8 protein-coding genes and 1 tRNA gene are annotated in these 9,348 nt (G+C 35.2%); 5 read left to right on the forward strand and 4 right to left on the reverse strand.

What is annotated here, in order from left to right; all coding sequences use genetic code 11:
- Positions 1-207 precede the first annotated feature (207 nt).
- Complete coding sequence (gene dnaA, locus AAC601_RS18610) at positions 208-1,623, forward strand: chromosomal replication initiator protein DnaA (protein WP_013452169.1); 1,416 nt, start codon at positions 208-210, stop codon at positions 1,621-1,623.
- 512 nt (positions 1,624-2,135) lie between these two features.
- Here the strand turns inward: dnaA and AAC601_RS18615 are convergent.
- From AAC601_RS18615 to AAC601_RS18625, 3 genes are all read right to left on the reverse strand, one after another.
- Positions 2,136-3,533, reverse strand: a complete 1,398-nt coding sequence (locus AAC601_RS18615; protein WP_303268496.1) for an exonuclease domain-containing protein — start codon at positions 3,531-3,533, stop codon at positions 2,136-2,138.
- A gap of 141 nt (positions 3,534-3,674) precedes the next feature.
- Positions 3,675-4,835, reverse strand: a complete 1,161-nt coding sequence (locus tag AAC601_RS18620) for a homogentisate 1,2-dioxygenase (RefSeq protein ID WP_303268497.1) — start codon at positions 4,833-4,835, stop codon at positions 3,675-3,677.
- Between the two features lie 19 nt (positions 4,836-4,854).
- Complete coding sequence (locus tag AAC601_RS18625) at positions 4,855-6,480, reverse strand: S41 family peptidase (protein WP_303268498.1); 1,626 nt, start codon at positions 6,478-6,480, stop codon at positions 4,855-4,857.
- A gap of 206 nt (positions 6,481-6,686) precedes the next feature.
- Here AAC601_RS18625 and AAC601_RS18630 point away from each other — a divergent pair, with 206 nt between their 5' ends.
- The 4 genes from AAC601_RS18630 (at position 6,687) to AAC601_RS18645 (ending at position 9,202) form a co-directional block, all read left to right on the forward strand.
- Positions 6,687-7,436, forward strand: coding sequence for an iron-sulfur cluster repair di-iron protein (locus AAC601_RS18630; RefSeq protein WP_303268500.1), 750 nt, complete (start codon positions 6,687-6,689; stop codon positions 7,434-7,436).
- A gap of 2 nt (positions 7,437-7,438) precedes the next feature.
- Positions 7,439-7,852 carry a Holliday junction resolvase RuvX gene (ruvX, locus tag AAC601_RS18635; RefSeq protein ID WP_303268501.1) on the forward strand — a complete coding sequence of 138 codons (414 nt, stop codon included), beginning with the start codon at positions 7,439-7,441 and terminating at the stop codon, positions 7,850-7,852.
- Between the two features lie 2 nt (positions 7,853-7,854).
- Positions 7,855-8,409: a peptide deformylase gene (gene def / locus AAC601_RS18640; RefSeq protein WP_303268502.1), complete on the forward strand. Its 555-nt coding sequence runs from the start codon at positions 7,855-7,857 to the stop codon at positions 8,407-8,409.
- A gap of 139 nt (positions 8,410-8,548) precedes the next feature.
- Positions 8,549-9,202 (forward strand): tetratricopeptide repeat protein, encoded by a 654-nt coding sequence (locus AAC601_RS18645; RefSeq protein WP_303268503.1) that lies wholly within the window; start codon positions 8,549-8,551, stop codon positions 9,200-9,202.
- Positions 9,203-9,270: 68 nt separating this feature from the next.
- Here AAC601_RS18645 and AAC601_RS18650 read toward each other — a convergent pair.
- Positions 9,271-9,344, reverse strand: a tRNA-Arg gene (locus tag AAC601_RS18650).
- Positions 9,345-9,348: the final 4 nt, after the last annotated feature.

A 9,348-nucleotide genomic window follows, 5' to 3' on the forward strand; every position in this document is an offset into this window, starting at 1 on the left:
CTACGATTCAATAGCAGATTATTCAAATAATAAAATGTAATTTTTTAAAGAATTTTCAAGTGATTTATAACCATAAATTGACTGAATTGTATTTAACAGCTTGTCAAGTAAATTCGCATTTTTTTCTTCCCTATTTTTTTATCATTTTTGTCAGCCCTGAGGGGAAATAGGGAACTCAAATAAACAATCCGTCAAGTATTAGTGTGAATGGTTAAAGACTGTCAGTCAGTATGGAATAATTGTCTTCACTCCATAAAGGAAGGAGTAGGGGAGCAAAGTTTTAACACTTGGTTTTCTCCTATTGAGCCGGTTAAGCTTGAAAATAACGTATTAACGATTCAAGTCCCGAGCCAATTCTTCTATGAGTGGTTAGAGGAGCACTATGTACATATCCTGCGGAAAGTGATTCATCAGGAACTTGGGCCGGAAGGTAGATTAGAATACTCAGTTATTGTTGATAAGGGAAACGATAAGTATAAACCATTTACTATCAACTTACCGAACAACAATAAATCTAACAAACCAAAGGAACAGCAAAGGGAGCAGCCTTTGAATCCATTTGCTTTAAATGGTGTAGATTTGAGTCAACAAAACTCACAGCTCAATCCAAATTATACATTTGACACTTTTATTGAAGGAGATTGTAATCGATTGGCTAGGTCGGCCGGTTATGCGGTAGCGAAAAAACCAGGAATAACCTCATTCAATCCGTTGATGATTTATGGCGGAGTAGGACTGGGTAAAACCCATTTGGTTCAAGCCATAGGGAATGAAATTAAAGATACGTTGAATGGTAAATTCGTTTTGTATGTTTCGTCCGAGAAATTCACAAATCAGTTTATCGATGCTTTAAGAAATAATAAAATTCAAGATTTTTCTAACTACTATTTACATATTGATGCTTTAATTATTGATGATGTTCAATTTTTAGGAGGTAAAGAAAGAACACAGGAAATATTCTTTCATATTTTTAATCACTTGCATCAAAATGGTAAGCAAATTATTATGACATCCGATCGTCCACCTAGGGATTTGAAAGGACTGGAAGATAGATTGCTTTCCAGATTTAAATGGGGATTAACCGCTGATTTGCAACAACCTGATCTGGAAACCAGAATAGCCATCATCCAAAATAAAATGGAGAGCGATGGTATTCACATTCCAGAAGATGTGATTGAATATTTAGCTTACTCAGTCGATACTAACATCAGAGAGTTAGAAGGTGTTTTGATTTCATTGATTGCTCATGCTTCTTTAAATCGTAAAGAAATCGATTTAGAGTTGGCTAAGCAGACTTTGAAAAATATTGTACATGATATTGAATCAGAAGTAGGCATTGATTTCATTCAAAAAACCATTGCAGAGCATTTTGCAGTGAAAATCGATGACCTGAAAGCAAAAACTAGAAAGAAGGAAATAGTAATAGCCCGTCAGGTTTCTATGTATTTCTGCAAGGAACACACCAACCATTCCTTAAAATCTATAGGCTATCATTTTGGAGGCAGAGACCATTCTACCGTCATTCATGCAGTGCAGTCAGTCAATGACATGATGCAAGTGGATAAACGTTTCCGTGAAGAAATGGAAGAACTGAAGAAGCGTTTTAAAATGAAGAAGGTTTAAGCCCGCTGCCCCCCCCAATGGGAAACCATATTGAAATTAATAGCCAGTCATTTTTTTATTGTCTCATATAGGAATTAGTCTACAAGATTTTAATCGCCTTAAGGTATTGAATTTCAGCATTATAATAGTAAAGGATTAAATCGACCACTTCCGAGCAACTTGGAAAATAGGGAGGGAGGAAAGTTTAGCGAGCCTGCTTGCTCAGACAAGCCAGCGATGACATTAAGGGCAGAAGCATTAAACTTTCTTGATTTCTTGTATCTTTTTCATCAAGTTACCGCAGTCTATTGAACTGAACTTCAAAGAAGATAACAAGATGGTCCTGTGTTACAGGATATAAGCCAGGGTTAAACAGCCTTTGGCTGTTCTTTTGATTCTTCTGTGGTTAAATCTCCAGCTTTAGCTAGTTTTTAGTCTTGTTATATAGTAGAAAAAAGTTGAGTGAAAATGAAAGTAAATAATAATGCCTTTAGTGATATTGAATTGATATTCTATGTGCATTTTGGTCAATTCTAAACGGACTCTTTCCTCTTCAAAAAAGCCTCTTTCTTGATTTTCCTATAATTTTTAGTGGCATGTTCACTACTTAAAATCTTATAAATTTCCGGATGGTCAGGGTATTGGATTAAATAGTTTCTGAAATCTCCCCACTGCTCTATGGCTTCTTCTTGATTGTAAAACCCAAAGCCTTTGTAGTAGCCTTCTTCTACCAAAACAAAAGCCTTTTCTTCAATAGTTCTTCCTGCTCCCATTAGCAAATAATCGCTTTTTTCGGATGTGCAGTAATCAATAAAACCTTGAATTTTTTCATTATGTTGTGCGATAGATTCTTCACCAGTGCATGCTCCTTCACATAAATTAAGACTATAATCAAAGCAAGCCCCCGGGCTGGATTGTATTCCGGCAAATTTTGGACAAATTTTGAGTTTCTTGCTAGCCTCTGTTAAAAAGCTAAAACCAGAAGCATGGTTGGGGAAGCGCATTAAATTTTGCATTCCTGCTTGTTTTCGACCCAGTTGCAATCTTTTATAACCCTGCCGATCTTCATATAGATGGATAGAATATCCAGGGCTGTTATTCTTTTGAGCCCTGTTATACCTTGGCCAATTTTTCCTTATTTCATGCGATTCATGTAGCAGCGCTATTAATTCATTTCCAGTCAAGTAGTAATCTATATGATGGATCTGACTTTGAAATGCTTGTTTGGCTACTTCCAATTTACTTCCACCAAAATGGCTGCTTACCCGCTTTTTGATATTTTTAGCTTTGCCAACATAAATGATTTGATTTTTGGCATTCAAGAAATAGTAAACCCCTGCGGACTCAGGCAATTCCTCATACACTTTTCGATCTAGGTTTTCGGGTACATTGGCGACAGCAGCATTGTTTTTCAATGATTTTTTAATCACCTCCTCTTTATCATGCTGAACCAATTGGGTGAAAAGCTCTGCTGTAGCTATAGCGTCTCCAAAAGCTCGATGTCGGTCATTTATTTTGATCCCTCTGTTTTCGCAGATGTTTCCGAGGCTGTAACTTTTTAGACCAGGAAATATCTTTCGACTTAAGCGGACTGTACAAAGCTTTTTTAATTTCAACTCATAGCCCAAATCCTGAAATGCAGCCTTAACAAATGAATAGTCGAAATTTACACTATGAGCGACAAAAATATTTCCTTCTAATAGCTCATGAATAGTTTTAGCCTCCTCATAGAATTTAGGAGCCTCTTCCACCATTTGGTCATTAATTCCATGTATAGCAGACAATTGTGGAGGAATATGACGCTCAGGATTGATTAAAGATTGATATTCTTTGACCACTTTTTCACCGTCATGTAAAATAATTGCAATTTCACATATTCTGTTTCGGGCTGCGTAGCCTCCAGTGGTTTCAATATCAACTATGGCGTACATGGTTTAGGTATGGACTGTAGTTAGAATGTTTAATAGATTAGATAAAGATAACATATATCTTAAATTTCGGTTCCTCATAAAAAGAAAAACCTCACAGATTTTTCAAGCTGTGAGGTTTCTACTTTAAAATTTCAGTAGATATTATTCAGTCCAACTCATCGGATATTTCTTGTCCATAAATTCTTTACCTTCTTCTGTAACATATAACGGTTTGAAAGTATCTAGCATTACAGCCAACTCTTCAGTTTCTTTTGCTCCAATACTTTTCTCAACAGTTCCAGGATGCGGTCCATGTGGCAAACCACCAGGGTGAAGCGTAAAGGAACCTCTGTCAATTCCTTTTCTACTCATAAAGTTTCCTTCTACATAATATAATACTTCATCAGAATCGATATTACTATGATTATATGGTGCAGGAATTGCATCTGGGTGGTAATCAAATAGCCTTGGTACAAAGGAGCATATTACGTATCCAGCCGCTTGGAAAGTTTGATGCACGGGAGGCGGCTGATGAATTCTTCCTGTAATAGGTTCAAAATCATGAATGGATAAGGTATACGGATATAAAAAGCCATCCCAGCCTACTAAATCAAAAGGGCTATGGTCATAAACATAATGATGGATGTAACCACCTTTTTTGATTTTTACATGATAATCGCCTTTGGTTTCCTCCGTAATCAATTCTTGCGGTGGATGTATATCTCTTTCGCAATAGGGCGAATGCTCTAAAAGTTGGCCCAGTTTATTTCTGTATCTACTCACCGTTTCGATTGGACTTGCAGATTCAATAGTTAGATATCTAATTTCACTGCTTTCCCACTCTAATTTGTAAATAGTCGTTCTGGGAATTACCACATAATCACCAGCTTGAATTTTCAATTTCCCAAATTGAGAGTACATATATCCGCTCCCATCATGAATGAATAACAATTCATCTGCTTCCGCATTCTTATAATAATAATCCATGCTTTGGCGACTTGGCATACACAGCGCCATGGAAACATCTTTATTCATTAACAAGACTTTTCGGCTACCCAAGAAGTCACTTCCTGTATTTTTCACCCCTGAGGTATTAAGATGTATCTGTTGTAAAGTCAAATCCTTATCTGGCTTAGTACCATAAGCCACAGAATTCTTGATTTCCTTCACTCGTGTAGGAGGATTTATATGATATAGGTTGGAATAAATACCCGAAAAACCCAAGGAACTTACTAATTCTTCAGCATAAAGGCTGCCATCTGGTTGCCTAAATTGAGTATGTCTCTTAGGTGGAATATTTCCTTTTCTTACGTAGTATGCCATAATATAAAAATTCTGAATATTATTTTTTAGCTAATGTTTCAGCTTTGTCAAAAAGTTTAAGTGCTTCTTTAAAGACTTCATTTTGTTTGTTAAAGATAGGGTAGAAGCCTTCGTTATTCCAAATATTTCTGGCAATGTAAGCCTTGCTGTACAGTTTTATTAGTTCTTTAGATTTGTTGAAACCTTCGACATCTAAATCAACATTGTTAGTCAAAGCTAGAGATGTTATTTCCTTCAGCATTGCATCTGTTACTTGGAAATTATTGATGAATCCTTGCATACCCATATTTTCCAACATTTTTTTATTCTTTTCATAATATGAAAAAGTGTATTGTCTCAAGGTATTACTTAAAAAAAGCTTATTTAAATAAGTAGAAGTTTCTGCAGTATCCAGCGGAACAAAGTAATCCGGCATGATCCCTCCTCCACCATAAACAATTCTACCATTCTTAGTAGTATATTTTAATGAGTCTTCAAAATGAATGCTGTCAGCTACAAAGTACTCACCATGTTCATATCTCTCATTCATTTCCTGTCTATATTCATCAGGATTTTCACCAAATGGTTTTTGGATTGATCTTCCGGATGGAGTATAATACCTTGAAATAGTCAATCTCAGCTCTGATCCGTCTTTTAATGAAACAGGCATTTGCACTAATCCTTTGCCGAAAGATCTTCTTCCAACTATTAAGCCCCTGTCATTATCTTGGATTGCTCCGGACACAATTTCTGAGGCAGAGGCACTTCCTTCATTGATGAGTACTATTAAAGAACCTTCTTCAAAGCTTCCGTCTTTAATTGCCCTTGCTTCAGAATTATACCTTTTTTCTTTTCCTTTTGTGTAGACTATCATGGCATTATCCTTAAGGAATTCATCTGCCATATTGATGGCTTTATCCATGTAACCCCCAGGATTATCTTGTAAATCTAAAATCAATTTCTGCATACCTTCACCTTCCAATTTATTCATTGCCTCCATGAATTCATTATAGGTAGTTGCAGAAAACCGACTTACTTTAATATATCCTATTTCTTCATCAACCATATAGCTAACATCCACAGAATATTGCGGGATTTTATCTCTAATTATTTTGTATTCAACTGGCTCCTTCAAGCCTGATCGCATGATTTTCAACTCTACTTCGCTGCCTTTTTCTCCTCTTAAATTCTCATGTACTTGTCTGTTGGTTAAACCGACTCCCGCAATATTTTTATCATCCACTGCAATTATCTTGTCACCAGACTGTAGCCCAGCAGTTTCTGAGGGGCCACCACTTAAAGGAGCAACGACATAAAGTGTATCATTGAAAATATTAAACTCTATTCCGATACCTTCGAAATTCCCTTTTAAATCAGCTGAAACCATTTCCAAATCCTTAGCTGGAATGTAAGAAGTGTGAGGGTCTAACTCTTTTATGATTCCTTCAATGGCACTATCTACAAGTTTATCGGTATCTACTTCTTCCACATAGTTTTGATCAACTTGTAAAAGAATTTCTTTTATTCTTGTGATTCCCTCTAAAACAGTATCTTTACTAGAGGAGGGGTTGGCCATTGTAGCGCCAATTAATATGCCTGCCGCCAATGTTGAAAAAATAATTATGGGCAGTTTAATTTGAAATGAACTATTTTTATTTTTATCCATGTGCAATTTTTTATTTTTTCTTGTCGCAGGGAATTTGCAAAAAAAGAAATATTCAGGTGATTTTTTTAATTTAACCTTCGAATTATTTTTGCTCAATTCTCGTTGAAGAATTTTTATTTTAACAAATAACGCAGGAAATTAGTAAATCGTTGGATTGAAAAGCCTTAAAATTAAATTACCTTTGTAAAATACCTAAATTAGTAAAAGTGGAATACTCTCAAAAGAAAATAAAGGAATTAGTTGCTGAAAACTACGTTTTTGCATCAGTTCTTTATTATTTAGGTATAGAATACTACGAATTCGAAGAAGATTCACTTGAAAAGGTGTGTCAGACAAAAGGCGTTGATCTTCATTACGTAGTAAATGAGCTGGAAAGAATTAATCAAAACCAGGAAATAGAAAATATTAAATTACTCTCATTTCCTATTGATTTAATTATCAGTTATTTAAAGCATACTCATTTTATTTTTATCAAAAAGGATTTGCCTTTTTTAGTGAAGTTGGTTAACAAATTGAATAGTTCTCATCCTGATGTTCTGTCCGTAGAAAGAGAAATAAAGGATGTTTTTCCGTTATTTGTAGAGGATTTCGTACATCATATTTATGAAGAAGAAGATACTCTTTTTGAGTATATATCGCAGCTAAAAGCTATTGATGATAAAGAGAAAAACCCTTCTAGCTTTTTTTACAAGTATCCGAATTTTAATATGCAAAAATTTGCAATTGACCATGAGGTGCATGATGACGAAATGAAAGGGATTCGATTTCTAATGGATCAATATCCGATTGGAGATTCGACACCGCTCAATGCAAAAGTCCTTTTTTCTGAATTAGAGCGTTTTGAAGATAAATTGAAAGTGCATGCTAAAATTGAAAATGAAGTTCTTTTTCCTAAAGCCCTGATGTTGGAAAAGTCAGTAAGAAAGAAGTTTGATTCGCTTATTCGTCTTAATTAATAATGCCCAGAGTACTAGCTATTGATTACGGAACTAAAAGAGTGGGTTTGGCAGTTACAGATCCTTTGAAAATAATTGCCTCCCCGATGGAAACAGTTCATTCCAAAGATCTTATTCAATTTTTAAGTGAATATTTCCTGCAGGAAGAAGTAGAGTCTGTGGTTTGTGGATATCCAACTAACGAAGAGGGGGAGGCCACTGATGCTACTCGTCATGTAGATGCATTTATTAATCTTTTTAAGAAGAAGTTTCCGACAATGCCTTTACATTTGCAGGATGAAAGCTTTAGCTCGCAGGAGGCAATGCAAGCTATGATTAGTTCCGGCTCAAAAAGGAAACAAAGAAATAAGAAATCTGGTAATATAGATAAAATTAGTGCTGCAATTATATTGCAACAATTTTTAGAAGAGAATTAATTATGATATATCCTATAGTAGCATATGGACACCCTGTACTTAAAACAAGAGGAAAAGATTTAGAAAAGGGTGAGATAGATTTAGGGGCATTGGTAGATGACATGTTTGAAACCATGTACAATGCTAATGGGGTCGGCTTAGCTGCCCCCCAAATTGGTAAAAGTCTTCGACTTTTTGTGATTGACACGGATCCAATTGAAGAAGAAGGTGAACCTCAGGTAAAACAAGCTTTTATAAATCCAGAAATACTGGAAGAAGAAGGTGAAGAATGGGCCTTTGAGGAGGGCTGTTTAAGTATTCCTAATATTCGGGAAGATGTTGATCGGAAACCGAATATTAGGATCAAGTATTTTGATGAAAATTGGGAAGAACATGAAAAAGAGTTTGATGGATTTGTAGCTCGGGTGATTCAGCATGAGTATGATCATATTGAGGGCGTATTATTCACAGATCATGTTTCGGCCTTTAAAAAACGTATTTTAAAGGGAAAGTTGGCTAACATCAGTAAAGGCAAGGTTACGGCTGACTACAAAATGTTGTTTCCGTTAAAGAAATAGAATATGTAAGTTCAGCAGGTAATTAGCTGTTATTTTGTTTGAACTTATTTTTATATTTGAATAATGCAATTAAAAAAGTCGATCTAGAAATATTGGCAAAATTATTGCAGCTATTATCATATAACTTTTTTTATTCATTATGAATCGATTATCAAAAATATTAGTCTTAGGTATTATTGTAGCCATTAGTGGATCATTCGCTAGTGCTCAAACGAAAAAAGCTGCAGAATTTATTGAAAACGGAATCAATAAATTTGAGGAGAAAGAATACATGGAGGCTATTGTCAGCTTTAACGAAGCAATAAAATTAGATCCAAGTGCTCATCAGGCCTATTACATGAGAGGTAATATAAAGCAGAAATTTGCCGATGTTCACGGTGCAATGAAAGATTACAATATGTCAATTGAGGCAAAAGAAGATTTTTCGGAAGCCTATTTTGAACGAGGGAACATCAAATATTTACTTCAAGATTATTATGGAGCCATTAATGACTATACAAAAACGATCGAATTGAATGAAAATAATTTGGATGCCTACTATAAACGCGGTCAGGCGAAACAACAATTAGAGGCATACCAGGATGCTATTAATGACTGTACCAAAATAATTGAAAAGGATAGAGATAATGTAGATGCATATTACTTAAGAGGAGTTTTAAGAATTGAGTATGGGCAACTTTCTGAGGGTTGCTTGGACTTAAGTAAAGCAGGAGAATTAGGTGATTTGAAAGCTTATGAAATGATTCGTGAAAGATGTAATGATATAAAATGCTATCCTTCTGATTTCGAGTGAAGATGAAAAGCATTGAATCCATAAAAAAACCTGTTTAAAATCAATTAAACAGGTTTTTTTGTTTGTAGTGACCTCGGCAGGATTCAAACCTGCAACCTCCACAGCCGTAATGTGGTGCACTATTCAGTTATGCTACGAGGCCATTT

Source organism: uncultured Marivirga sp., assembly GCF_963974845.1.
GTDB lineage: Bacteria > Bacteroidota > Bacteroidia > Cytophagales > Cyclobacteriaceae > Marivirga > Marivirga harenae.

Coding starts and splice junctions, on each gene's coding strand:
- ruvX (WP_303268501.1), top strand. CDS start 7,439: ATGCCCAGAGTACTAGCTATTGATTACGGAACTAAAAGAGTGGGTTTG.
- AAC601_RS18625 (WP_303268498.1), bottom strand. CDS start 6,480: ATGGATAAAAATAAAAATAGTTCATTTCAAATTAAACTGCCCATAATT.
- AAC601_RS18615 (WP_303268496.1), bottom strand. CDS start 3,533: ATGTACGCCATAGTTGATATTGAAACCACTGGAGGCTACGCAGCCCGA.
- dnaA (WP_013452169.1), top strand. CDS start 208: ATGGTTAAAGACTGTCAGTCAGTATGGAATAATTGTCTTCACTCCATA.
- AAC601_RS18620 (WP_303268497.1), bottom strand. CDS start 4,835: ATGGCATACTACGTAAGAAAAGGAAATATTCCACCTAAGAGACATACT.
- AAC601_RS18645 (WP_303268503.1), top strand. CDS start 8,549: ATGAATCGATTATCAAAAATATTAGTCTTAGGTATTATTGTAGCCATT.
- def (WP_303268502.1), top strand. CDS start 7,855: ATGATATATCCTATAGTAGCATATGGACACCCTGTACTTAAAACAAGA.